22 protein-coding genes are annotated in these 24100 nt (G+C 73.0%); 16 read left to right on the top strand and 6 right to left on the bottom strand.

Going from position 1 to position 24100, the window contains the following annotated elements:
• Window positions 1-92: 92 nt before the first annotated feature.
• Window positions 93-905 carry a hypothetical protein gene (locus tag AC3X7R_RS07835; RefSeq protein ID WP_489965023.1) on the top strand — a complete coding sequence of 271 codons (813 nt, stop codon included), beginning with the start codon at window positions 93-95 and terminating at the stop codon, window positions 903-905.
• On the opposite strand, the gene glsA is transcribed toward AC3X7R_RS07835, so the two are convergent.
• Window positions 902-1858 (bottom strand): glutaminase A, encoded by a 957-nt coding sequence (gene glsA, locus AC3X7R_RS07830; RefSeq protein WP_489965022.1) that lies wholly within the window; start codon window positions 1856-1858, stop codon window positions 902-904. The two genes, AC3X7R_RS07835 and glsA, sit on opposite strands and share 4 nt — an antisense overlap.
• Window positions 1859-1979: 121 nt before the next feature.
• Here glsA and AC3X7R_RS07825 point away from each other — a divergent pair, with 121 nt between their 5' ends.
• Complete coding sequence (locus AC3X7R_RS07825) at window positions 1980-3851, top strand: gamma-glutamyltransferase family protein (RefSeq protein WP_489965021.1); 1872 nt, start codon at window positions 1980-1982, stop codon at window positions 3849-3851.
• Between the two features lie 19 nt (window positions 3852-3870).
• Here the strand turns inward: AC3X7R_RS07825 and AC3X7R_RS07820 are convergent, their stop codons facing one another.
• On the bottom strand, window positions 3871-5367 hold the full coding sequence (locus AC3X7R_RS07820) for an MDR family MFS transporter (RefSeq protein WP_489965020.1): 1497 nt from the start codon (window positions 5365-5367) through the stop codon (window positions 3871-3873).
• A gap of 151 nt (window positions 5368-5518) precedes the next feature.
• On the opposite strand from AC3X7R_RS07820, the gene AC3X7R_RS07815 reads away from it, so the two are divergent.
• The 10 genes from AC3X7R_RS07815 (at window position 5519) to AC3X7R_RS07770 (ending at window position 17491) form a co-directional block, all read left to right on the top strand.
• Complete coding sequence (locus AC3X7R_RS07815) at window positions 5519-6121, top strand: hypothetical protein (protein WP_489965019.1); 603 nt, start codon at window positions 5519-5521, stop codon at window positions 6119-6121.
• 388 nt (window positions 6122-6509) lie between these two features.
• A complete protein-coding gene (locus tag AC3X7R_RS07810; RefSeq protein WP_489965018.1) occupies window positions 6510-7850 on the top strand; it encodes a glycosyltransferase in 1341 nt (446 codons plus the stop codon).
• Window positions 7847-9757 carry a right-handed parallel beta-helix repeat-containing protein gene (locus AC3X7R_RS07805; RefSeq protein WP_489965017.1) on the top strand — a complete coding sequence of 637 codons (1911 nt, stop codon included), beginning with the start codon at window positions 7847-7849 and terminating at the stop codon, window positions 9755-9757. Before AC3X7R_RS07810 ends, AC3X7R_RS07805 begins: the two co-directional genes overlap by 4 nt.
• A complete protein-coding gene (locus tag AC3X7R_RS07800; protein WP_489965015.1) occupies window positions 9754-10965 on the top strand; it encodes a right-handed parallel beta-helix repeat-containing protein in 1212 nt (403 codons plus the stop codon). Before AC3X7R_RS07805 ends, AC3X7R_RS07800 begins: the two co-directional genes overlap by 4 nt.
• Window positions 10966-10984: 19 nt before the next feature.
• Entirely contained in the window at window positions 10985-12322 is a 1338-nt protein-coding gene (locus tag AC3X7R_RS07795) for a UDP-glucose dehydrogenase family protein (RefSeq protein ID WP_489965014.1), read from the top strand.
• Between the two features lie 15 nt (window positions 12323-12337).
• Window positions 12338-13423 (top strand): OmpA family protein, encoded by a 1086-nt coding sequence (locus AC3X7R_RS07790; protein WP_489965012.1) that lies wholly within the window; start codon window positions 12338-12340, stop codon window positions 13421-13423.
• Between the two features lie 84 nt (window positions 13424-13507).
• Window positions 13508-15283, top strand: coding sequence for a right-handed parallel beta-helix repeat-containing protein (locus AC3X7R_RS07785; protein WP_489965011.1), 1776 nt, complete (start codon window positions 13508-13510; stop codon window positions 15281-15283).
• Window positions 15280-15780, top strand: a complete 501-nt coding sequence (locus AC3X7R_RS07780) for an O-acetyl-ADP-ribose deacetylase (protein WP_489965010.1) — start codon at window positions 15280-15282, stop codon at window positions 15778-15780. Before AC3X7R_RS07785 ends, AC3X7R_RS07780 begins: the two co-directional genes overlap by 4 nt.
• A gap of 131 nt (window positions 15781-15911) precedes the next feature.
• Complete coding sequence (arsB, locus tag AC3X7R_RS07775) at window positions 15912-17030, top strand: ACR3 family arsenite efflux transporter (RefSeq protein ID WP_489965009.1); 1119 nt, start codon at window positions 15912-15914, stop codon at window positions 17028-17030.
• Window positions 17027-17491, top strand: a complete 465-nt coding sequence (locus tag AC3X7R_RS07770) for an arsenate-mycothiol transferase ArsC (RefSeq protein WP_489965008.1) — start codon at window positions 17027-17029, stop codon at window positions 17489-17491. Before arsB ends, AC3X7R_RS07770 begins: the two co-directional genes overlap by 4 nt.
• A gap of 61 nt (window positions 17492-17552) precedes the next feature.
• Here the strand turns inward: AC3X7R_RS07770 and AC3X7R_RS07765 are convergent, their stop codons facing one another.
• The 4 genes from AC3X7R_RS07765 to AC3X7R_RS07750 form a co-directional block, all read right to left on the bottom strand.
• A complete protein-coding gene (locus AC3X7R_RS07765) occupies window positions 17553-19250 on the bottom strand; it encodes a phytoene desaturase family protein (protein WP_489965007.1) in 1698 nt (565 codons plus the stop codon).
• Between the two features lie 102 nt (window positions 19251-19352).
• Entirely contained in the window at window positions 19353-20015 is a 663-nt protein-coding gene (locus tag AC3X7R_RS07760; protein ID WP_489965006.1) for a TetR/AcrR family transcriptional regulator, read from the bottom strand.
• A gap of 9 nt (window positions 20016-20024) precedes the next feature.
• A complete protein-coding gene (locus AC3X7R_RS07755; RefSeq protein ID WP_489965005.1) occupies window positions 20025-20717 on the bottom strand; it encodes a GNAT family N-acetyltransferase in 693 nt (230 codons plus the stop codon).
• Between the two features lie 47 nt (window positions 20718-20764).
• Window positions 20765-21028: a metal-sensitive transcriptional regulator gene (locus tag AC3X7R_RS07750; protein WP_489965004.1), complete on the bottom strand. Its 264-nt coding sequence runs from the start codon at window positions 21026-21028 to the stop codon at window positions 20765-20767.
• A 207-nt stretch (window positions 21029-21235) separates the two neighbouring features.
• Here AC3X7R_RS07750 and AC3X7R_RS07745 point away from each other — a divergent pair, with 207 nt between their 5' ends.
• The 4 genes from AC3X7R_RS07745 to AC3X7R_RS07730 all read left to right on the top strand — a co-directional run bounded on the left by AC3X7R_RS07745 (window position 21236) and on the right by AC3X7R_RS07730 (window position 24075).
• Complete coding sequence (locus AC3X7R_RS07745; RefSeq protein WP_489965003.1) at window positions 21236-21568, top strand: rhodanese-like domain-containing protein; 333 nt, start codon at window positions 21236-21238, stop codon at window positions 21566-21568.
• Window positions 21569-21602: 34 nt separating this feature from the next.
• Entirely contained in the window at window positions 21603-23015 is a 1413-nt protein-coding gene (locus tag AC3X7R_RS07740) for an MBL fold metallo-hydrolase (protein WP_489965002.1), read from the top strand.
• 1 nt (window position 23016) lies between these two features.
• Window positions 23017-23838 (top strand): sulfite exporter TauE/SafE family protein, encoded by an 822-nt coding sequence (locus AC3X7R_RS07735; RefSeq protein WP_489965001.1) that lies wholly within the window; start codon window positions 23017-23019, stop codon window positions 23836-23838.
• 72 nt (window positions 23839-23910) lie between these two features.
• Window positions 23911-24075 carry a DUF8730 family Cys-rich protein gene (locus tag AC3X7R_RS07730; RefSeq protein ID WP_489965000.1) on the top strand — a complete coding sequence of 55 codons (165 nt, stop codon included), beginning with the start codon at window positions 23911-23913 and terminating at the stop codon, window positions 24073-24075.
• Window positions 24076-24100 lie beyond the last annotated feature (25 nt).

The raw sequence follows: 24100 nt of genomic DNA, 5'->3' as shown, positions 1-24100 counted from the left end.
TGAAGGACACCCCACGTCAAGAGCCGCGGACCGGAGCGCGCGAGCGCAACCGGCTCCGAGACCTCACCCCTCGGCTGGCATGGTGGACGGTGATGGCTGAAGACGACGAGCAGAAGAGAAGCGGGCTGGACATCGACTGGCTCCGCACCATCGGTGGAGCCCTCGCGGCGGTGACCAGCGCCGTGCTGCTCTCCACCCTGGGCGCGGCGGGGACGATCATCGGCGCCGCCCTGGGCAGCGTCGCCGCCACCGTCGGCACCGCGCTCTACACCCACGGCCTCGCCAAGAGCCGGGAGAAGGTCGCACAGGTCCAGCGGGTGGGCAGCCTGAAGGTGGGCGTCGCGGAGGCCGAGGTACGTCGCGCCCGGCGCCGTGGCAACGACAACGGCGCCGCGGATGCCCACCTGCACTCGGCGGAGGCCCGGCTGATCGAGGCGCGCGAAGAGCTCGACGAGGCCGGGGCGCCCGCCCGTCTCACCGACCGGCTGGCCGCCCTGCCGTGGAAGAAGGTCCTGGTCACCGCGGCCGCCGCCTTCGCCGTGACACTGGTCGCGATCACGGCCTTCGAGCTCGTCACCGGCCGCAGCGTCTCCTCCCGCACCGGTGGCAGCGACGACGACCGCGGCACCACCATCGGGAGCGTGACCGACCGCGACACCAAGGATCAGGACGACGACCGGCGTGACGGCCGGGACGAGAAGGAGCCGACGGGCTCGCCGACCCCCTCGCCCACCGACGACCCGTCTCCCAGCGAGGGGGTCACTCCCTCCTCCGAGCCCACGCCGACCCCGACGCCGTCCGAGGAGCCGACCGCCACTCCGAGCCCGTCGCCCTCCGACACCGTCGGCGCCACGCCGTCACCGCAGAGCGAGGTCAGCCCGCCCGCCGATCCCGGTGCCGGCTAAGGCTCGGTCGTCGTGCGGGACGCGAAGTGGTGGAGGCCCAGGGCCGAGGAGAGGGCCTCTCCCGCCTGCAGGCCGCGCCGGCTGTTGCCCTGCTCGTCCAGGGGTGGGCTCCACGAGGCGAATCCCAGGCGTCCGGGAGCCACGGCGAGCAGTCCCCCCGACACCCCCGACTTGGCCGGCATCCCCGCCCGGTGGATCCATCCGCCGCTGCCGTCGTACATCCCGCAGGTGGACATCACGCTGAGCACCTCGGTGGTCACCGACTCGGGCAGCACGCGCTCCCGCGAGCCCGGCACCACTCCCCACCCGGCCAGGGTGGCCCCCATGGTGGCGAGGTCCGCCACGGTGACGGTGATGGCGCAGACCCGGGCCAGTGCCTCCACGGCCTCCTCGACCGGGCACTCCAGCGTGCCCCCGGCCCGCATCAGGTAGCCCAGGGCACGGTTCCGGTCGGCGTGCTCCAGCTCGGTGCGCACCACCGCCTCGTCGACCTCGAGTCGCCGGCCGGCGGCCCGGGAACAGACGTCCAGCACGCGGTCGACCCGCTCCTCGACGCCGTCGCCGGCGACCAGGGAGGCGGCCATCAGGGCTCCCGCGTTGACCATCGGGTTGGGCGGGCGTCCGGTCTCCTGCTCGAGGACCATGGCGTCGAACGGCTCGCCGGTGGGCTCCACCCCGATCGAGCGGTGCACCCGGTCGCCGTGGTCGGCCAGGGCGACGGCGTACACGAACGGCTTGACCACGGACTGGATGGGGAAGCCGACGTCGGCCTGCTCGGTGACCGCGAGCTCTCCGTCGACGGTGCGGACGGCCAGGGCGAAGCACTCCGGGGCCCGCTCGCCCACGCTGGGGTCCCCCACCTCGCCCGAGGTGTCGGGGAGGAGCCGCTCCCGCTCCGCACGCAGCAGGCTGGTGAGGTCCTGCGGGCCGCCTGGCCGCTGGTCGGGAGTCATGCTCCTCCGAGTGCCCGGCGCGCCACTGCGGCAAACCGGAGTCGGGGGGCGCACCGGGGTGGCACAGTGTCGCCGCCGGGATCGTCGCTGGGACGTCGCCGGGTCACGAACGGAGGTCCGCGTGGGTCGTGCGTCGGAGCGCCCGGGACGCCGGTTCGGCCGGCTCCGTCGCTGGTCCACCCGGGTGGGCATCGGGCTGCTCGCCCTGGGGGTGCTGCTCGGCTGCTTCTACTGGTCGCTGCCCAAGGGCCCCCGGGACCCGATGCCCTTCGAGAGCACCAAGGGCCTGAGCCGACCGCTCGCGACCGGGTCCCAGTACGCCGTCGTGGCGGGCACGCCCTGGGCGGCCGAGGCGATGCGCGACGTGCTCGAGGCCGGGGGCAACGCCGCCGACGCCGCGGTCGCGGGCCTGCTGGCCCTCAACGTGACCTTCGGGGAGGCCGCCAGCTTCCCCGGCGTGGCCCCACTGCTCCACCGCGACGCCGGCACCGACCAGGTCTCCAGCTATGTGGGGGCCGGCACCGCGCCGGCCGCCGCGACCCTGGAGCGGTTCCGGGAGCGCGGCTGGGACGAGGTGCCCGAGATGGACGTCTGGGCGCAGCTGCTCCCCGCCTCCCCGGACGTGCTGGTGGCGCTGCTCGCCGAGCACGGCACGATGAGCTTCGAGGAGCTGGCGGAGCCGGCCGTCGACCTGGCCCGCGTCGGCTTCCCGGTGCACGAGGTGATGGCCGACAACCTCGACTTCTCGCTGGTGGAGCGGATCGGGTTCCAGTTCCTGCTGCCCTACAACGCGCAGGTCCACACCGGCCGGGAGTGGTGGCGCCCGATCCACGTCGGGGACCGGTTCACCAGACCCGACCTGGCGGAGACCCTCGAGGCGCTGGCGGCGGCCGAGCAGCGCGTCCTGGCCGCCGGCGGCGACCGGCGCGACGGCCTGCAGGCCGTCCGGGACCACTTCTACGAAGGGCCGGTCGCCGAGGCGATCCTGGAGATGCACGACGACGAGGAGGGGCTCTTCACCGCCGAGGACCTGGCCGGCTACCGGGGCGGGTGGGAGGAGCCGGTGGTGGCGGAGTTCCGCGGGCACCGGATCAGCACCAACCGCACCTGGAGCCAGGGCATCGTCGTCCCGATGGTGCTGAAGACCCTCGAGGAGCTCGACCTCGAGTCGATGGAGTGGGGCTCGGAGGAGTACGTCCACACCGTGCTGCAGGCCATCGACCTGGCCATGGCCGACCGGGAGGCGCTGGTGGCCGACGAGGAGTTCGCCGACGTCCCGGTCGAGGAGCTGGTCTCGTCCGAGCACGGCGCCCGGCGGCGCGCCGAGATGAGCGGGACGGCGTACGACGGCACCCCGGACCCCGGCACGGTCGCCACAGCGGCACGGCCGCACAGCCCCTCACCGCTGCTGGGCAAGGACACCTCGCACCTGGCCGTGGTGGACGCCGAGGGCGACTCGGTCACCCTGACGCCCAGCGACTTCCCGTTGACCCCGATGGTGCCCGGAACGGGCCTCAACCTCGGCAACCGGATGACGCAGTTCAGCCTGGACCCCGGGAACGTCAACCGGCTGGAGCCCGGCAAGCGGCCGCGGATCACCCCGCACGCGCTGATGGTCGACGAGGCCGACGGAGGGCAGCTCTCGATGGGCACCCCCGGCGGCGACGTGCAGGCCCAGACCAACGTGCAGATCCTGCTCAACGTGCTGGTCTTCGGGATGGACCTGCAGGAGGCGGTCGAGGCACCCCGCTTCCGGTCGCTCAACTTCCCCAGCTCCTTCGTCCCGCACGTCACCGAACCCGCGACCGTCGAGCTCGAGGGCGAGCTCTACGACGAGCTCCACGAGGGGCTGCGGGCGCGTGGCTACACGGTCCGCAGGGTGGAGCGGTGGGACCACGTGATGGGCGGGGTCGGGATCGTACGGCGGCTGCCGGACGGCACCGTCCAGGCCGGCGCCGACCCGCACGAGAGCACCACGGCCCTCACCCGCTGACCCACGCGGGTGGAGACCGTCAGGCGGTGGAGTCCGCCAGCTCAGCGTCCGCGGACCGGTCGGGGCCGGGCTCGACCACCGCGTCGGGCCGGCGCACGAAGAAGGCACCGAGGACGGCGAGCAGGGAGATGGCAGCGCCCCACAGCAGGGCCGAGTGGATGCCGTCGGCCAGCGCCGCGACCTCGCCGGCGTCCCGCTCCATCCGCTCGGCCGTGGTGCGGGTCATCACCGTGATGAACAGCGCGGTCCCGGCGGCCCCCGCGACCTGCTGCAGGGTGCTGACGATGGCGCTGCCGTGCGAGTACAGCGCCCTCGGCAGGGAGCCGAGCGCGGCGGTGAGCAGCGGGGAGAACATGAAGGCGAGCCCGACGTTGAGGAGCACGTGCCAGCCGATGACCGCGGCCACCGAGGTGTCGACGTCGAGCGTGGTCATGCCCCACAGCGCGGCACTGGCGACGGCGGCGCCCGGGGGCACCAGCGGCCGGGCGCCGTACCGGTCGAAGAGACCCCCCACGACCAGGCCGAGCGCGCCCAGGGTGAGACCACCCGGGAGGAGCATCAGGCCGGTGTCCAGCGGAGAGAGCCCCTGCACGCTCTGCAGGTAGATCGGGAGCAGGATCAGCGTCCCGAAGAGGGCCATCATGCTGACCGCCACCAGGGCGCTGGCCAGGGCGAACGCCGGGGTGAGGAACGCGCGGAGGTCGAGCAGGGCGGCGTCGCCGAGCCTGACCTGGCGGACGGCGAAGGCGACCAGGGCGAGGACGCCCACGGTCAGCGGGATCCAGATCGGCATCAGCGGGTCCCCCTCGGCGGCCTCACCGATGCTGCTGAGCCCGAAGACCAGGCCGCTGAAGCCGAGCGCCGACAGCACCACGGAGGCGACGTCGAGGGGCACCCGCTGCGGCTCGGTGACGTTGCGGATCCACAGGCCTCCGAAGACGGTGGCAGCCAGGGCGATCGGCAGCACCAACCAGAACATCCAGCGCCAGCTCAGCTGGTCGAGCACCACACCTCCGATGGTGGGGCCCACCGCCGGGGCGACCGCGATGACGATCGAGATCAGGCCCATCGTCCGGCCCCGGCGCTCGACCGGGACCACGTTGAGCACGGTGGTGAAGAGCAGCGGCATCATCAGAGCGGTGCCGACGGCCTGCACCACGCGCCCGGCGACCAGGATCGGGAAGACCGGGGCGGCGGCGGCGACCAGGGTGCCGAGCAGGAAGCTGCACATCGCCACCAGGAAGACGGTGCGCAACGAGAGGCGGGTCATCAGGTAGCCCGTCACCGGGATCACCACGGCCATCGTCAGCATGAACGCGGTGGTCAGCCACTGCGCCGTCGCGGCGCCCACCTCGAACTCCACCATCAGCTGGGGCAGCGCCACGCTCATGATGGTCTCGTTGAGGATCACCACGAAGGCGGCCGCCACCAGCAGGGCGATGAGTCGGCCCACGTGGGGCGGTTGGACGGGGCCGGAGGCGGCGGAGGTGGGCGGTGGTGCGGTGGTCGAGGTCAAGGCATGTCTTCCGTGATCGCGGCGGACCGCCCAGTTGGCACGGCCGCGGACGAGAACGTCCTCTCCCCCGGTCTTGTTCCCCGCCAGCGCCCGGGATGACGCCGCTCACGTCCACGCGACAGCGGGCCACCCGGGCCCCTATCGTCTCGTCATGCGACGCACGGGGGTCGGGACGCTCATGGTGGGGCTCTGCCTCACGCTCGCGGGGTGCGCCACCGAGGGGTCCGCGGACGACCCGCTCGCCGCCGCCAGCCCTCAGCCGGCGACGGGCGCAGCACACGCCACGCCGGGGCCCGCCACCGCGCCGGAGTCCGCGACGACTCCGGACGCCGGGACGGCCAGTGCCTCCGCACCGTCACCGTCCGGGCCTGCGGTCCCGGAGCCGCCGACCTTCGGGAGGAGCTTCCGCTACCCCGACGGTCTCACCGTCCGGATCGGTCTTCCTCAACCGTTCACCCCGTCGGCGTGGGTGGAACCGCGCAAGGGCACGCCGATGCGGTTCCCCGTGCTGATCCGCAACGGGAGCGACGAGGAGTTCAACCCCAGCCAGCTCCACGTGCGGCTGCGCTCGACGTTCGCCGAGGCCGCGCAGATCTTCGACTACGAGCAGGGCGTCGTCGCCCGGCCGGAACGACGCCTGGCGCCCGGGAGGACGGTCCGCTTCGCCGTGGGCTACTGGGTGACCGACCGCGACGACCTGGTCGTCGAGGTGGCCCCCGGCTTCGAGTACAGCAGCACCACGGTCCGGGGCTGACCCTTCGCCGAAGGGCACCGTGGGGCCGGGCGCCCGGCCCCGTGTTTCAGGCCGGTAACAGGGCCTTGGGCCCGTGCCGGCCCGGCGGCGGCGTCCCCTTCTCCCCCGGCCGGTCGACCCCTCGAGGAAGTGCACCGAACTTGGGTAAGTCCCTCCCCAGGAGTGGGGACAGCGGGCGTCAGGTCTTGCCACACCCCCCGACCGGGCCCCCGATCGGGACTGTCACCGACGGTGACACCGACTTAACCTGAGGTTCTTCTCGCAGACACCCCGGCACGACCCCACGAACCCACCATGGAGAGACGCGCTCGGGCCGCGCAACGACATGAAGACATCGGGGGACCGCACCGCAGGGTGCGCCCTCCAGGCATACCCGGGGGCACACGCGATGAACGACCTACTCGACCGGCTCGATCTCCACGACCTCGATGTGGCGACCCTGCGGGCGGTCTTCCCGCTCGCCGTCGCCGGTCTCATCGTCTGGGCGCTGTGGCTGTACCGCTGCATCCTGTCGGCGCGGGCCAAGCCCGTGGTCAACGACTTCTCCACCACCACCTCGGTCGTCGTCCCGTCGTACCACGAGGACCCGGACATCCTGATGCAGTGCGTCGCCAACTGGCGCTCCCAGGACCCCACCGAGATCATCATCGTCCTGGACGTCGCCGACACCGAGGCCTACGAGCGGCTGCGCCGCCTCGGGGACCCGGTCATCCGTCCCGTGCTCTTCAAGCACGCCGGCAAGCGCTCGGCCCTGGGGGTCGGCATCCGGATGGCGACCTCCGAGCTGCTGGTGCTCACCGACTCCGACACCCAGTGGCGGCCCGGGCTCCTCGAGAACGTCCAGCGCCCGTTCCTCGACCCCGAGGTGGGCGGGGTGAGCACCCAGCAGAACGTCTACCAACGACGTACCAGCGTCTGGCGGCGGATCGCCGACTGGATGGTCAACCTCCGCTACTACAACTACGTCCCGGCGATGGGCGCCGCCGGCGCGGTCGCCTGCATCTCGGGCCGGACGGGGGCCTACCGGCGCAGCGTCGTCATGCCGGTGCTGGAGAACCTCGAGAACGAGTACTTCCTCGGTCGTCGCTGCATCGCCGGCGACGACGGGCGGCTCACCTGGCTGGTGCTCTCCTCCGGCTACAAGACCGTCCACCAGTCCTCCGCCAAGGCGCTGTCGATGTTCCCGGACACCTTCCGGGCCTTCGTCAAGCAGCGGGTGCGCTGGAGCCGCAACTCCTACCGCTGCTACCTCACCGCCGTCTACAAGGGATGGCTGTGGAAGGTCCCGTTCGTCACCAAGGTCACCGTGCTGCAGATCCTGCTCACCCCGGTGACGATGGGGATCACGCTCGGCTACCTGTTCCTGAGCCGGCTCGAGCTGACCGGCACCAGCGCCGCGCTGGCAGCGACCTGGCTCCTGGTGGGCCGGGGGATCCGCGGCTTCTCGCACCTGCGTCGCCACCCGCAGGAGATCCTGCTGCTGCCGCTGTTGACGCTGGTCGTCATCCTGGTCGCCCTCCCCATCAAGCTCTACGCGTTCCTGACGATGAACAAGCAGGGGTGGCTGACGCGCACCGCCGACTCCGTCGGGGGCGAGGGGCAGACCGCGGCGACCCTCGCGGAGACGGAGCGGGAGCCGGACCGGGAACGAGACCGCGCGCCGACCCCGCCGCGGGTTCCCGTGCAGAGCCTCCCTCGAGGGACCGAGCTCGCCGGGGAGGTCCGATGAGCGGCCACCGCTCCCCCGGCCGCGCCCACGGCGCCCACGGCGCACAGGGTGTGCGGGCCGTCCTGGCGGCCCTGGTCGGCCCGGTCGTCCTGGGCGGCCTGGGCGGCCTGGGCGCGGGCGTCCCCGCCCATGCCGAGGAGGAGTCGGCCGTCCTCTCCGAGGGCCGCCCCTACCCGGGCGATCCCGAGAAGGAGTCGGCCCTGGTCGCCGCCGAGGACGCCCGCCTGGTGGAGGTACGGACGGTCGGAGTCCTGGCCAGCTGGAACGAGCAGCCGATGAAGAGCCCCTACCGGTTGGCCACCGGCTCGGCGTACACCCTCGTCCTCACCGAGCGCACGGAGCCCTACACGACCGAGGACCTGCTGCTGCTGGCGCCGCAGACGTTCGTCCGCCGGCCCGACGGTGCCTTCCTGCTGTCGGAGAACGTCGTGGTCGAGGCGGGCGCCACCCTGAACCTCGCCGACCCGGGCGGCCTGAGGCTGCTGCTGGCCAGCGACGCCGACGGCTTCGTCTCGATCATCAACGACGGCGGGCGGCTCAACATCGCCGGCACCGAGGGCGCACCCGCGATCATCACGAGCTTCGACCGCGAGGAGGAGACCACCGACCCGCTGACCGACGACGGCCGGGCCTACATCAGGTCGATCGGCGGGCAGGTCTCCGTCTCGGATGCCGAGCTGCGGGCGCTGGGCTTCTGGAGCGGCCGGACCGGCGGGCTCTCGCTGACCGGGACCGACCGTCCCAACAGCGGGTCGCTGGACCGGCTCGCCGACTCGCTCGAGGTCGGCCAGGTGCCGAGGAACGCACCCGTGGTGAAGGGCAACAAGAACTCCGCGCTCAGCGAGGTGCTGCCGGCCGGCGACCTCCCCGTCCCCGTGGTCGACGTGGACGCCCCGCGCTACAGCTTCGTCTCGGCCGCCCTGAACCGCACGTCGGTCACCCACAGCGCGTTCGGCCTCTTCGTCTCCGGCGCCAACGGGCTCGACATCCGGGACAGCACCTTCGACGACAACGTGGTCTCCGGGCTGGTGCTGCACCGCTACGTCGTGAACGCCGTCGTGGAGGGCACCTCGACCAGCGGCAACGGCCAGGACGGGATGGTGCTGGCGCGCGCCACCACCGGGATCGTCGTCTCCGAGGCCCGGGCCGAGGGGAACGCCCAGAACGGCGTCACCATCTCCGGTCGCCCTCTCGCCGAGGGGCCCAGCGCGACCGGCACCAGCGTCGGGAGCTACGGCAACAACACGATCTCCAACAGTGTGGCCAGCGACAACGGCCGGTACGGCGTCGAGGTGATCGGCGGCACCAGGGTCCGGGTGCTGGCCAACGAGGTCCACGGCAACGGGGTGGGCATCGTGGTGCGGGACGCGGCACGTGAGGTGTCGGTGATCGGCAACACCGTCGCGGACTCCGGCACCCAGGGGATCGCGGTCCGCGACGGGGTCAGGGGCGGGGTCGTCTCCGGGAACCTGGTCAGCGGCGGCGAGACGAGCCTCTACCTGCGCGACTCGGAGGCTGAGGTGGACCACAACACGATGACCGGCGCCTCGAGCCACGCGGTCAGCGTCGTCGGCTGGGCGGGCGGGACCCTCGTGGACGCCAACACCCTGAGTGGGCGCGGCCCCAGCGCGATCGAGACCAACCGGGCCGAGGAGCTCGACCGCGCCGGGTGGGACAACGACACCAGCGGGTGGCGCGACACGACGCCGTTCCTGGTGACCCTGAAGCGCTACCTCCAGCCACTGACCCTGATGTGGCTGGTGCTGGGCGCGCTGCTCCTCTTCACCGCCGTGCGGGGCGCCCGGGCGCGACGCGAGAAGCGGCACCCGTACGACGACAAGAGGCCGCTCTACGACCCCTCGGCGGTGGTGCGGGCCGAGCGGGTCCCGGAGGAGGTCGGCCGATGAGCGCCTCCTGGTGGCCCCGACGCGCCGCTGACGTCGCGGGTGGCGCCCTGGCCGGCGTGCTGCTGACCACCCTGGTCGCCGCCCTGATGTGGCCGGAGACCGAGCCCGGGGCCCAGGGGGCGGAGATCCCGGCCGTCACCGTGCCGCCCGCCCCGACGCTGGGGTCGATCGCCACGGACGAGCCCACGGTCGACGACGAGACCGAGGAGCCCACCCCCGCGGAGGAGACCGACGACGACGACAGCGACGACGAGCCCTCGGAGGCCCCGGTGCTCCCCGACGTGCCGCCGGCCGGAACCGGCCCGTTGCCCGCCACCTCCCGGGTGACCTGCCCGCGGCCGACCACGACCGTGGGCTCGGCCGACGAGCTCGAGACGGCACTGGAGGACGCGGAGCCGGGCGACAGCATCGAGCTGGAGGACGGGACCTACGCCGGGGAGTTCGTCACCACCGCCTCGGGCACCGAGGACGACCCGATCTGGCTCTGCGGCTCCGAGAGCACGGTGCTGGACGGCGGGGACGTGGAGGGCGGCTACACCCTCCACCTCGACGGCGCGACCCACTGGAGGCTGGTCGGCTTCACCGTCTCGGGCGGGCAGAAGGGCGTCATGGCCGACGGCACGGTGGGATCGGTGATCCAGGGGCTCACCGTCACCGGGACCGGCGACGAGGCGGTCCACCTGAGGTCCCACAGCACCGACAACGTGGTGCTCGACAACACCATCAGCGACACCGGGCTGCGCAACGACAAGTACGGCGAGGGCGTCTACATCGGCTCCGCGGTCAGCAACTGGTGCACCTACACCGACTGCGAGGCCGACCGCAGCGACCGCAACGTCGTCGACGGCAACACCATCTCCGACACCAGCTCCGAGGCCGTCGACCTCAAGGAGGGCACCACCGGCGGGGTCGTGTCGAACAACACCTTCGACGGGTCGGCCCTGACCGGCGCCGACTCGTGGGTCGACGTCAAGGGCAACAACTACCTGATCAAGGACAACACCGGCACCCAGGCCACCGAGGACGGCTACCAGACCCACCAGATCCTCGACGGCTGGGGCGATCACAACGTCTTCACCGGCAACCACGCAGACCTCCGCGGCCCCGGCCACGCGATCGCCTCGTGGCCCGAGGAGTCCAACGTCGTGCGCTGCGACAACACCTTCACCGACGCCGGCGAGGGGCTCAGCAACATCCCGTGCACCTGACACCCCAGGGGGAACCACCATGAGCAGCACCCAGCACCGCCCGCGCCTCACCGTCCTCGGCACCGGCTACCTCGGCGCCACCCACGCCATCTGCATGGCCGTCCTGGGCTACGACGTCCTGGGCGTCGACACCGACCGCGCCAAGATCGAGGCCCTCGCCGCAGGACGGGTGCCCTTCTTCGAGCCCGGGCTCCCCGAGATGCTCCGCAAGGCCCTGGACTCGGGTCACCTGTCGTTCACCACCGACCTGGCCGAGGCCGGCGAGTTCGGCGACGTCCACTTCATCTGCGTCGGCACCCCGCAGAAGAAGGGCTCCGACGCCGCCGACCTCAGCCACGTCGAGGGCGTGGTCCGTGACCTCGCCCCCTCGCTGCGACGCCGCTGCCTCGTGGTGGGCAAGTCGACCGTCCCGGTCGGCACCGCGGCCCGCCTGACCACGATCCTGCAGCACAACGCGCCGGCCGGGACCGAGGTCGAGCTCGCCTGGAACCCGGAGTTCCTGCGCGAGGGGTACGCCGTCGAGGACACGCTGCGTCCGGACCGGCTGGTCTTCGGCGTCGCCTCGCCCTGGGCGCGGGAGTGCCTCGAGGAGGTGTTCGCCCCGCTGCTCGACGAGGGGGTGCCCGTCGTCTCCACCGACCTGGCGACCGCCGAGCTGGTGAAGGTCGCGGCCAACTCCTTCCTGGCGACCAAGATCTCCTACATCAACGCGATGGCCGAGGTCTGCGAGGTGACCGGAGCCGACGTCCAGGACCTGGCCCGGTCGCTCTCCTTCGACTCCCGCATCGGCGGTCGATTCCTCCAGCCCGGCCTCGGCTTCGGGGGCGGGTGCCTGCCCAAGGACATCCGCGCCTTCGTCCACCGCGCCGAGGAGCTCGGCGTCGGCCGGTCGGTGGCGTTCCTGCGCCAGGTCGACGCCATCAACAAGCGCCGCCGCGAGCGGACGGTCGACCTGGTCAGGGACGAGGCCGGCGGCCGGCTCGAGGGCGTCCGGGTCTGCTGCCTGGGCGCGGCGTTCAAGCCGAACTCCGACGACGTCCGCGACGCCCCCGCCCTCGACGTGGCGCGGATGCTCCAGCAGGAAGGCGCGATCGTGACCGTCTACGACCCGGAGGCCATGGAGAACGCCCGGCGCGCCTACCCGGACCTCCGCTACGCCCACGGCGTGCTCGAGGCGGCCGACGGGGCGGCCGTCGTGGTCCTGCTCACCGAGTGGGAGGTCTTCCGTGAGATCGACCCCGAGGTCCTCGGTGAGGTGGTGGTGGACCGTGCGGTGGTCGACGGCAGGCACGCCCTGGACGCCACGGTCTGGCGCGCGGCGGGCTGGACCTACCGCGCCCTCGGCCGCGCGAGCTGAGCCGGCAGGGCCGGCGTGAGCACGGAGAGCCCGCGTGGATGTCGGGGCGGGCTGTCCGCGGCCGGCCCGGTCGGACTGCTGGTCCTGGTGATCACCCTGGTCGGTGCCTGCCGCGGCGACCAGGGTGAGCACGGGACCCTCGGCGGCAGTCCGGCCGGGTCCTCCGGCGCGTCGCCGTCGCCCGGAGCTTCCGGCCCGGTGGCACCGGCGCCCGATCCCGCGTGCAGTCCCGGGCCCGACCGCGAGATCGAGCCCCTCCCCGACGTGGTCGTGGCGGAGGTCGAGGTGCCACCCGTCGTCGACTCCGACGGCGAGCTGCTCGCGCCCGGCTTCGTCGTCCCGGCCCAGGTCGTCGAAGGAGGCTGCGTGGTCCGTCACCGCGCTCCGGGGGGCTGCCTCGGCGCGGTGGAGGTCACGGCCGCCACCATCCCGCCCGCGACCATCCCGGCCACCGAGGTCGGCGACCGGCTCTACCCCGAGGTCACCGTCCCCGGCGCGAGCGTGCCGGGGGCGCGGGCGGAGCAGGCGTGCCGGGTGGCGCGCGACGGCGAGCTGGTCGGCGTCACCCGGGCCGGCGTCGTCCGGGAGGGGTTCTCCCGCGACGGCACCGCTCGGCCCGGCGACGACCTGGTCGAGACCGTGCGACTGGAGCCGGTGCGGGTGCCCGACGTCGATGTCGACCCGGAGCGCCTGGAGTCCCGGGCCCTGGCCGGGACCGGGGGGCTCAGCGTGCTCGAGGGCACCGGGTCGACGTCGTACGTCGCCTCCTCGGGGGTGCTCTTCGACAGTGACTCCGCGACGCTGAGGCTCGAGGCCAGGGACGCGCTGCGGGCCGTCGCCCGGCGGATCCGCGCTGCTGCCGGGGCGGCCGGGGAGGTCCTGGTGGAGGGGCACACCGACGACCGTGGGGACGAGGCCTACGGCATGCGTCTCTCGCGGGCACGTGCCCGCGCCGTGGCCGGCTGGCTGGTCCGCGACGGCGGCCTGGACGCGGCGGCGATCCGCACCAAGGGCTACGGGGAGACCCGTCCGGCCTACCCCAACGACAGCGACGCGAACCGGGCCAGGAACCGGCGAGTGGTGATCACGGTCCCCCGATAGCGATTGCTCCGTTTGCCATGTGCCTCGTCCTGCCCCGCCCTAGACTCGGCGTCCCGGATCTCCCGTCCTGCCCCGAGGACCCCGATGGACATCTCCGCGCGCCCACGTCACCGTGCCCTCGGCACGTTCGCCCTCGCCCTTGCCTGCGGCCTCGTCGGAGTCGCTGCCGGCTCCGGCAGCGCCTCGGAGGAGGAACGGGAGACGGTGGTCCTGGACGAGGGGTTCGACTCCCCCGCAGCCGCCCGCCTCTTCCGCGGCGGCTCCGGCGTCTGGCAGGTGCGCGACAGCGGCTACGTCCTCGTCGGGTCCGGCGCACGGGCCCGCACCGCCTCCGCGCGCCCGGCACCCCGACTCCTGCGCACGCCCGTCACCGGCGCCCAGTGGCGGCTCGAGGCCACCCTGCGAGGCCGAGGGCCTGCGTACTCGCTCGTCTTCGACCACCGGGGCAGGCGGCACTACTCCTACCTCCGCGTGGACCGGCGACGTGCCCGCTCCGGGGTCTTCGTGGTCCGGGACGGGCAGGAGACCCGGCTCTCCGGTCTCGACGCCCGGGTACCGGTCCGCCGCCCGCACGTGGTGACGCTGGAGCGCTCGGCGGACGAGCTCAAGGTCTACCTGGAGCGCCCCGGCCAGGGCCGCCGGTTCGCCGCGCGCCTGGAGGTGCCGAGCAGCGCCCCCGGGCGGGTGGGCCTCGCGAGCAGGCGCACGGGGCTCGTGCTGGACCGGCTGAGGATCACCGACCCGGTCCGACCGGAGCCCCCCGGTTCGCCCTCGGCCCGGCCGACCCCGCATCCCTCGCCCTCGTCCTCGCCCACGTCCTCCCCCGCGCCGTCCCCCTCGTCCCCGTCACCCACCTCCCCCTCCACTCCCGCGCCGACCGCGTCGCCGACGCCCACCACCCCCGCGGCGGGCGGCCGCGCCGTCGCGGTCTCGACCTCCGAGGAGCTCAGCGCGGCCCTGGCCGACGCGCGGCCCGGCGACGTCATCACCATGGCCGACGGCACCTACACCACCAAGGGGCTCAAGGCGCCGCTGGTGATCGGGGGCAAGCAGTACGTCGGCACCTTCGTCGCCTCGGTGCCGGGCACGGCCGGCGCGCCGATCGTGCTGCAGGGGTCGCGTCGCGCCGTGATCGACGGCAAGCCCGGAGCCGTCGGCACCGGCACGCAGTACGGCCTCTACCTGGCCGGTGCCGACCACTGGCGCGTCCGCGGCATCACGGTGACCAACGTGTCGAAGGGCGTGGTGCTCGACCGGTCCAGCCACGGCGTCCTCGAGGGCCTCGAGGTCCGCGAGACGGGCCAGGAGGGCATCCACCTGCGCTCCTTCTCCTCCGACAACGTGGTGCGCGACAACGTGGTCAGCCGCACCGGCCGGAAGAACGAGACCTACGGAGAGGGCATCTACGTCGGGAGCGCCAACTCCAACTGGGGCACCTACAGCGACGGCCGCCCGGACGCCTCGGACCGCAACCTGCTCGTCGGCAACGTGATCAGCGAGACCGGTGCCGAGAGCATGGACATCAAGGAAGGCACCACCGGCGGGACCATCCGCGGGAACTGGTTCGAGGGCGCCGGCATGACCGGGAGCTGGGCCGACTCCTGGATCGACATGAAGGGCAACGGCTGGCTCGTCGAGGAGAACCACGGCGTCAACGCCCTGCTCGACGGGTTCCAGGTGCACACCGCGCTGGCCGGCTGGGGCAACGACAACGTCTTCGCGGAGAACCGTGCCGAGGTCAACGCCGACGGGTACGGGTTCTCGGTGCAGAAGGGTGCCACCGGGAACCGGATCTCGTGCACGAGCAACGTCGTGACCGGTGCGGCCGCCGGGCTCAGCAACGTACCCTGCACGGGATGAGGATCACGGTCGTCGAGGGCGACATCACCGCCCAGGAGGTCGACGCGGTCGTCAACGCCGCCAACCGGGCCATGCGCGGGGGCGGCGGGGTCGACGGCGCCATCCACGCCGCCGGCGGCCCGGAGGTCCTCGAGGAGTGCCGTCGCCGGTTCCCCCGGGGCCTCGCGACGGGTGACGCCGGCTGGACGACCGCGGGGCTGATGCCGGCGCGCTGGGTCATCCACGTGGTCGGCCCGAACTACCGCGCCGGTGAGCGGGACCGCACCCTGCTGACCTCCTGCTACACCCGCGCGCTCGAGGTCGCTGACGAGCTCGGCGCCCGGACCGTGGCGTTCCCGCTGATCAGCGCGGGGGTCTACGGGTGGCCGAAGGACGACGCGATCGCCGCGGCCCTCGAGGTCTTCCGCTCCGCCCGGACCCAGGTCGAGGAGGCGAGGATGGTGGCGTTCGGGGCCACCTCGTTCCACCAGATCCAGGAGGCGGTCGGGCGCGGCTGAGGCCGGCACCGGGTGATGAACAGCAGCTGAACACGTCGTCGACGACTTCCTCCTCACATCGACCTCTGTCAATATGTGGTCGTGCCCTCTCCCACTCCCGCCTCCTCCAGATCCCTTCCGGCGGCGTCCGCATGAGCGACGTCGTCCGCGAGACCCCTGCCGGCCGCGCGCCAGACCCGGTCCTGCAGCGCCTCTCGACGCTGGACCGCTTCCTGCCCGTCTGGATCGGCGTCGCGATGGCCGTCGGCCTGCTGCTGGGCCGCACGGTCGGGGGCCTCGACGACGCCCTGGCCGCGGTCGAGATCGGCTCGGTCTCGCTGCCCATCGCGATCGGCCTGCTGATCATGATGTACCCAGTGCTCGCGAAGGTCCGCTACGACGAGCTCGGTCACGTGACCCGCGACGTCCGGCTGCTCGGCACCTCGATCCTGCTCAACTGGGTGCTCGGGCCCGCGCTCATGTTCGCGCTGGCCTGGCTGCTCCTGCCCGACCTGCCGGAGTACCGGACCGGCCTCATCATCGTGGGCCTGGCCCGCTGCATCGCGATGGTGCTGATCTGGAACGACCTGGCCTGCGGCGACCGGGAGGCGGCCGCCATCCTGGTGGCCATCAACGCGGTCTTCCAGATCCTGGCGTTCGCCTTCCTCGGGTACTTCTACCTCCAGGTCCTGCCCGGGTGGCTCGGGCTGGAGCAGGCCGCGCTGGACGTCTCGGTGTGGAGCATCGCGAAGTCCGTCCTGGTCTTCCTCGGCATCCCGCTGCTGGCCGGCTTCCTGACCCGCACGCTCGGCGAACGAGCGAAGGGCAGGGAGTGGTACGAGTCGAGGTTCCTGCCGAGGATCGGGCCCGCCGCCCTCTACGGCCTGCTCTTCACCATCGTGCTGCTCTTCGCCCTCCAGGGCGACAGCATCACGCACCAGCCTCTCGACGTCGCCCGCATCGCGGTGCCGCTGCTGGCGTACTTCGCGCTGATGTGGGGCGGCTCCATGCTGCTGTCGAAGCTGCTCGGGTTCGACTACCAGCGTGCCACCGCCGTCTCGATGACGGCCGCGGGCAACAACTTCGAGCTGGCGATCGCCGTGGCCATCGGCGTCTTCGGGGTCACCTCCGGGCAGGCGCTCGCCGGGGTGGTCGGCCCGCTGATCGAGGTCCCGGCCCTGGTCGGCCTGGTCTACGTCAGCCTCTGGGCCCGCAGGTTCTTCCCCGAGCGCACCGTCCGCCCGACCACCCCCGCAGGAGACCCTCGATGACCGACACCACCGCCGTCCCGCCCCAGGTCGTCTTCGCCTGCGTCCGCAACGGCGGCCGCTCGGTGATCGCCCGGGTTCTCACCCACCACTACGCCCGGGGCCGGGTCGTCGCGCTCTCCGCCGGGACCCAGCCCGGAGAGCACATCCACCCCGAGGTCGCCGCCGCGCTGGAGAGCCTCGGGCTGGACGTCTCCGGTGAGCGGCCGACCCTGCTGACCCGGGAGACGGTGGCGGCCAGCACCCTGGCCATCACCCTGGGCTGCGGCGAGGAGTGCCCCTTCGTGCCGGGGGTGCGGTACGTCGACTGGCCGGTCGCGGACCCCGGCGGTCAGGACGCGGCGACGGTCCGCGGGATCGTCGCCGACCTCGATCGACGGGTCCGGGAGCTGCTGGTCGAGCTCGTCCCCGATCTCGAGCTTCCGGCCTCGGTGCTGGCGGGCGAGGTCACCGAGGGACGATGACCAGCTCCGCGACGGGTCCGCCCTCCAGGACCACGTGGTGGTCCAGCTCCCCTCAGGACCGTCAGGCGGTGGCCCGGGGCCGACGGCGCACCGGACGCCGGATGGCCGAACCGGGCTTCGAGGCCAGCAGCGGGTCGAACTCCTCGGTGATCTCGGTCAGCCGCGCCTCGTCCACGAAGACGGCACCCTCGCGCACCTCGCGCACCAGGTCCCGGCCGAGCACCGCGCCGGCGGTGCCCATGCCGCCGTACATGGTGGCGTTGATGCCGAAGAGGTGCTCGGTGCTGTTGCCGGCGAGGAAGAGGCCGGGGATGTGCGTGGTGACCCGCGGCCGGAAGGGGCCGAGGTTCTTCAGCAGCGGGGCGATGCCGTAGCAGGTGCCGTCGCTGGTGAGGGTGAAGCGCTCCTGGGTGAGCGGGGTGGAGGCCTCGCAGAAGACGAGGCGCTCGCGGAGGTCGGGGATCATCAGCTCGGCGGTGTCCAGCACCCGCTGGGTGAGCTCCTCCTTGAGCTGCAGGTAGCGCTCGTCGCGCCCGTAGCTCCCGCCGTCCGCGGGGCCGGTCTCGACGTTCCAGAACGCGTACTCCTTCGGCGCCCAGCTCACCAGCTCCAGCGTGGAGTAGCCGGGGGGCGCGGAGTGGGTCCCCTCCGGGTCCTTGGCGGTGGGGCAGCTGATGCCGACCGGCATCTTCTCGGGACAGCGACCGGCGGCGACCTCGCGGTAGTAGCCGTCGACGTCGTTGGTCGGCCACACCCAGGCCAGCGGCGGGGTGTCGCGCTCGCGCAGGTCGACGTCGAGGGCGACGTAGACGGCGAACATCGGCAGCGTCATCTCGAGGTTGCGCACCCGGCGCCGCAGTCGGCGGGTCAGGTGCTCGTCGCCGACCAGCTCGGCCCAGGTCTTCTTGAAGTCCGCCGCCGAGACGACCGCCTCGGCCCGGATCTCCTCGCCGTCCTCGAGGCGGACGCCGACCGCGCGGCCGTCCTCGATCAGGATCCGCTCGACGCGGCTCTTGGTGCGCACCGTGCCGCCGTGCGTCTGGATCACGTCGGTGAGGTGCGCCCCGATCATCTGGCCGCCACCGCGCGGGTAGTAGGCGCCCGCCTGGAGGTAGTGGTCGAGGAAGCCCGCATGGAAGGCGGCCGGGGTGCGGTGCGGCGGCCAGGTGTAGTCGCCGTTCTCCGCGAGGATCACCGCCTGCGCGTCGGCGCTGAGACCGCACGCCTTCATCAGCGTGGTGATCGGCCGCACGCCCCAGCGCAGCAGGGCGAGCGGTCGCTTGAACCGCCGGTCGTTCGTGGCGATCCCGCGCATGATCGTGACGCACCGGCGCAGGCCGGCCTCCTCCTCGGGGAAGGCCGCGACCAGGCGGTCGAGGTAGGTGTCCCACCCGGTCGGCGTCTGGAACGTGGTGCCCGGGATCATGATCTGGCAGTGGCCCTCGGGGCGCTGCCGGAGCCACTTGATCCGCTCGGTGAGCGCCAGCCCGGCCAGCGTGGTCTGCATCCGCCCGCCGGGGCCGCACTCACCGACGTAGTGGGTGCCGACGTCGAACTCGAACTTGTTGCCGGCGCGGCGGAAGACCTGGGTGCTGCCGCCCACCACCTGGTTGGCCTCGAGCACCAGCACCCGCTTGCCGTTGGCGGCGAGGTAGGCCGCCGTGGTCAGACCGCCCGGACCCGCGCCGACCACCACGGCGTCCCAGGTCTCGGAAGCGGCGTCGGGGCTCGGGTCGGGGGGCGTCGCGGTCTGCGTCATGGGATCACTTTCGAGCGGAGTGTTCTGGAGTCGGGCTCCAGTTAACTCGCTCCGGGGCCCCTTCGCCAAGAGCCCGGGGCCCTTCGCCACGAGCGCAGGCCGTCAGCCGGACGGCGGCTCCACGATGAGCCCCTCGAGGAGCACCAGGCCGGCCTCGATCACCGCGGCCTCGACCCGGGACGGCTCGACCGCCAGCGCGTCGCGGCGCAGCGCCAGGGCGGCGACGCCGTTCCACGACCCGAAGAGGAAGTAGGACATCAGCTCGGGATCCACCTGCCGGATCGCCCCGGCCTCCACGGCGTCGCGGATGCTCTGCTCGAACTCGCGCCGCAGCTGGCTGAACCGCTCGACGACCTCGCCCTCGATGGGCGTGCGCGGGCCTCGCTCCCCCGTCGCGGTCAGGTACTTGACCACCGCCGGGTGGTCGAGCAGCAGTCGCAGGTAGGCCGAGCCGACCCCGGCGAAGCGCTCGAGAGGGGGCGCCTGCACCGCGTACGCCGCCCGCAGGGCGTCGGTCGCGACGGCCAGCACCCGCTCGGTGACGGCGGCCAGCAGGGCGTCCTTGGTGCCGAAGTGCACGTAGACCGAGGCGGGCGAGATCCCCGCCTGCGCCGCGACGTCCTCGATCCGGAGCTCCTCGGGCGCTCGCTGGGAGAGCAGCTGCTCCGCGGCGTCGAGGAGTCTCGCCCGGGTGCGCTCGCGCCGGCGCGACCCGCGCGCGGCGGCGTCGGCGGCCGGAACGGCCGGGTCCTCGCTGTCGCTCACGCCGACACCCTAGAGAGTCGCGAGCCGCCGACGCTGGCGTCCCTGCGCGTCGAAGTTCTCCGGGTCCAGCCACCGCTGGTGGCGGGCACGGATCTGCGGCCACTCGGAGTCGAGGATCGCGTACCAGTCGGTGTCGCGGTTGCGATCCTTGGTCACCATGTGCTGCCGGAAGCGCCCCTCGTAGGTGAACCCCAGACGCAGCGCCGCCCGCCCCGACGGCTCGTTGAGGCTGTCGCACTTCCACTCCACCCGCCGGTAGCCCAGCTCGTCGAAGGCGTAGCCGAGCAGCAGGTGGATCGCCTCGGTGGCGGCGGTGGTCTGCTGCAGGGCCCGCCCGAGCAGGACCCCCGAGATCTCCACGACGCCGGCGCCGGGGACGCAGGGGAAGAACGAGGCGAACCCGGCGGCCGAGCCCCCGGTCGGGACGAAGGCGTAGGTGACGGTGTCGTCCCGGTGCGCCATCAACGGCGCGACCACCTCGTCGAAGGCGGAGCGCGACGCGGGCACCGGTGTCGGCCGGTAGGTCCACAGCGCCTCGTCGTCCGGGCCGCAGAGCGCGGCGAAGAGGGCCTCGCAGTGGCGAGCGTCGAGCGGCTCGACGCTGACGTGACGGCCGGTGCGCGTCACCCGACCCGGGACCGGGCGGGGCGACCACCCCGGCACCGGCGCGCCCACGGCCTGGCCATGCTCGTTGATCTTCACGCCCGGACGGTACTAGGAGTCGGCACCAGGAGTCCGCGAGCGCTCGCTCACGCCAGGGAGAGGAAGAGCTTCTCCATCTTCTTCACGTCCAGGCTGTCTGTGTCGTCCCCGTTGGCCATGCACTGCCGCAGGCCGCTGGCGACGACGGCGAACCCGGCGCGGTCGAGCGCCCGCGAGACCGCGGCGAGCTGGGTGACCACGTCCTCGCACTCACGGCCCTCCTCGAGCATCCGCAGGACGCCGTCGAGCTGGCCTCGGGCGCGCTTGATGCGGTTGATGACCGGGGTCATCTCCGTGGGGTCGAGCTCCATCAGGGTCTCCTCAGGTGGTCCAGCGAGCATGGTGGGACGGGACGTGACGACGCGGGGAAGCATACCCCCCTCCGTATTGCGACGGCGGGCTCGCGGCGCCGGGGCTTGAGTTTGTCAAATACCCCCTGGGGTGTCTATCGTCGAGGAAGTCATATACCCCCACCCGTATCGGGAATCCGAACGGCGCTCCGCACGAAGAAGGCAGTCATGAGCCAGACCACCCCCGAGATCGACGTCGACCAGCTCGCCCGGGCCGCCGAGCACCAGGCCACGGTGCTCGACGTCCGCGAGCCCGACGAGTACGTGGCCGGCCACGTGCCCGGGGCCGTCCTGGTGCCGATGGGCCAGCTGTCCTCGCGGCTCGGCGAGCTCGACCGGGACCGGCCCGTCTACGTCGTGTGCGCCTCGGGCAACCGCAGCGCCGCGATGACCGACCTGTTGGTCGCCAGCGGGTACGACGCCTCCTCGGTGGCCGGCGGCACCGCCGCCTGGGCCCGCTCGGGGTTCCCTGTGGAGACCGGCGCGCCCGGCCGCTCCTGAGCTTCCCTGTCCGCCCGGCACCACTGGAGACACCATGACCGACGACCTGACCATCCTCGCGATCGAGACCCCCTCACTCGGGGACCGCAGCTACCTCGTCCACGACGGCGCCGTCGCCTTCGTGGTCGACCCGCAGCGCGACATCGACCGCGTCCTGGACCTCCTCGAGCAGCACCAGGTGCGGCTGAGCGACGTCTTCGAGACGCACATCCACAACGACTACGTCACCGGCGGCCTCGCCCTGGCCCGGCACACCGGCGCGGCGTACCACGTCAACGGCGAGGACCAGGTGTCGTTCGAGCGCACCCCGATCGCCGACGGCGACACGGTGGCGATCGGCGAGCGGATGAGGGTCCGGGCGATCGCCACGCCCGGCCACACCTTCACGCACCTCTCCTACGCCCTCGCCACCACGGGGGCCGACGGCGACGAGCCGTACGCCGTCTTCACCGGCGGCTCGCTGCTCTACGGGGCCACCGGCCGCCCCGACCTGCTCGGCGAGGAGCACACCGACACCCTGGTCCGCCACCAGCACGCCTCGGCCCACAGGCTCGCCGAGGAGCTGCCCGACGCCGCGGAGGTCTACCCGACTCACGGCTTCGGCTCCTTCTGCTCCGCCACCCAGTCGGAGGCCACCGAGTCCACCCTCGGGCAGGAGAAGCAGACCAACCCGGTGCTCACCCAGGACGAGGAGACCTACGTCCGGGAGCTCCTCGACGGGCTCGCCGCCTGGCCGACCTACTACGCCCACATGGGCCCGGCCAACGCCGCCGGACCCGAGGCGCCCGACCTCTCCCCCGTCTCGGAGGCCGACGCCGGCGAGCTGCGTCGCCGGATCGAGGCCGGCGAGTGGGTGGTCGACCTGCGCACCCGGACCGCGTTCGCCGCCGGCCACGCCCCGGGCACCCTCAACTTCGGCCTCGACGGCGCGTTCGCGACCTACCTGGGGTGGCTGATCGAGTGGGGCACCCCGGTGACCCTGCTCGGGGAGACCGCCGACGACGTCGCCACGGCCCAGCGCGAGCTGGTCCGCATCGGGATCGACCGCCCCGCGGCCCAGGCCACCGGTGGCCCCGAGGAGTGGGCCGCCGGGGAGCTGGCCTCGTTCCCGACCGCCTCGTTCGCCGACCTCGCCGCCGTGCGGCACCACCGCGAGGTGGTCGTCCTCGACGTCCGTCTGGCCGACGAGCACCGGGCCTCGGCCATCGAGGGGGCGATCAACGTCGCCCTCCACGAGCTGCCCCGCCGGGTCGCGGAGGTGCCGGCCGGCGAGGTGTGGGTGCACTGCGCCGCCGGCTACCGCGCCGCTATCGCCGCGTCGTTCCTCGACGCCGCGGGCCGCCGTACCGTCGCCGTCGACGACGCCTTCGACAACGCCGCGAGCTCTGGGCTGCGCCTGGTCGCCCCGGGCGACCAGGACCGGGACGACGACGGGTCGCACGCCTGACATGACGCTCGTCCTCGCCGTCGCCGCCGGTGCCCTCATCGGCCTCTCGCTGGGGGCTCTGGGCGGCGGCGGATCCATCCTCGCCGTCCCGGTGCTGGTCTACCTGCTCGGCCAGTCGGCCACCCAGGCGACCACCGGCTCGCTGGTGGTGGTGGGCGTGACCTCGCTGCTCGGGGCGATGACCGCGCACCGCGCCGGCAACGTCCTGCTCGGCCGCGGCGTGGTGTTCGGCACCGTGGCCGTCGGCGGTGCGGTCCTCGGGGCGAGAGCCGCCGCCCACGTGGCCGACGACGTCCTGCTCGCCGCCTTCGGGGCACTGATGCTGCTCGTCGGGGGCCTGATGGCCTGGCGCCAGCTCCGGCACTCCCGGCAGGGCGAGGTGACCCGCGCCCGGCCTGTCCTGGACGACCCGATCATCACCTTCAGCCCCACCTTCGCCTGCAACTGCCCCCGCGCGCTCAAGGTGGTGCTCACCGCCACCGTCGTGGGCCTGCTCACCGGCTTCCTGGGCGTGGGAGGCGGCTTCCTCGTCGTCCCCGCCCTGCTGCTCGCGCTCGCGTTGCCGATCAGGTACGCCGCCGGCACGTCGCTGGTGGTCATCACCCTCACCAGCGCCACCGCGCTGGTGACGCGGGCCGGAGCCGGCGTCGCCCCCGACTGGCCGGTCGTGCTGACCCTCACCGCCGCCTCGGCCGTGGCCGGCGTCCTGGGCGCCCGCCTCGCCGACCGGCTCGAGACCGGTCGACTGCAGGGGGCCTTCACGGTCCTCGTACTGGCCGTGGCCGTCTACACCTCGGTCCGCGCGCTGCCCGCCCTGCTCTGACGCGGCTCCGGCCGCCTCCCACTCACCCCGAGCCCTTCCCACAGTTCGACCACACCTCACAAGGAGAACCCCATGTGCCGTCCCACCACCTGCCGCACCTGCCAGAAGACCACCTGGGCCGGCTGCGGCCAGCACGTCGCCCAGGTGAAGGCCGCCGTCCCCGCAGGGCAGTGGTGCCCCGGGCACCCCGAGGAGGAGCGCCAGGGCGGCTGGCTCAGCCGGCTCCTCGGGCGCTGACCTCGTCCGGCGCCGTGACCGCCCG

It is taken from the genome of Nocardioides sp. Z22_16, assembly GCF_058134365.1.
The sequence above is the reverse complement of the archived record's forward strand: the minus strand, read 5'-3'. Positions and strand labels throughout refer to the sequence as shown.